Annotated in this window: 1 protein-coding gene; it reads left to right on the top strand. The window is 63.0% G+C overall.

Annotation, left to right across the window (positions count from 1 at the left end):
• Positions 1-702, top strand: a 702-nt coding sequence (locus AC1DU6_RS33735; protein ID WP_477862733.1) for a beta-xylosidase family glycoside hydrolase, incomplete at its 5' end; no start/stop codon positions are given.
• Positions 703-761 lie beyond the last annotated feature (59 nt).

Below are 761 nucleotides of genomic sequence, written 5' to 3'. Positions count from 1 at the left end.
CCCGTGCTAGGCGAAAACGGCAAGGTGCCCATGACGCTCGACATCCCGGCCGGCGCACAGGGCGTCTCCGGCGCCTCCGGCATCGTCGCCTCCGACGAATTCAACCGCCAGCCCGGCGACCCTGCCCTGCCSCTGGCCTGGCAATGGAATCACAACCCGAGGCCCAACGACTGGTCGCTCACCAAGCGCCCGGGCCATCTGAGCCTCGTCACCAGCCGGGTCGTTGCCACGTTGCCGGAGGCCACGAACACCCTCACCCAGCGCACCTTTGGCCCTGCCAGTTCCGCCACGACAAGCATCGATGTGAGCGGCATGAAAGACGGCGATGTGGCCGGCCTCACGGTCTTCCAGAAACAGTACGGTTTTGTCGGCGTCAAGATGACCGGTGGCGTCAGATCGCTCGTCATGGTGAGCGCTGATTCCGACAAGCCCGAGGAGATCGCCTCCATTCCCCTCGCTGGCAAAACCGTTCACCTCAAGGTCGAAAGCGAATTTGAGCCCGCGCCCGAGGTCGCTCGCTTCTCCTACAGCCTCGACGGCAAATCCTGGACTGCCATCGGACGTCCCTCGCGCCTGACCTATTCCTACCCAAAGCACTTCATGGGTWATCGCTACGGGCTCTTCTTTTATTCGACCAAGACCGCCGGCGGCCGTGTGGACTTTGACTACTACCGCATCGGACCAACCGGCGACTCCCGCTGATCTTCGCCGTGCGCCTCACCCACAACACATCGGAGTTGTCGGGATGTAAGCCCATGTAC

The organism is Roseateles sp. P5_B10 (assembly GCF_056400485.1).
This window is presented reverse-complemented; position numbering and strand designations above follow the sequence as displayed.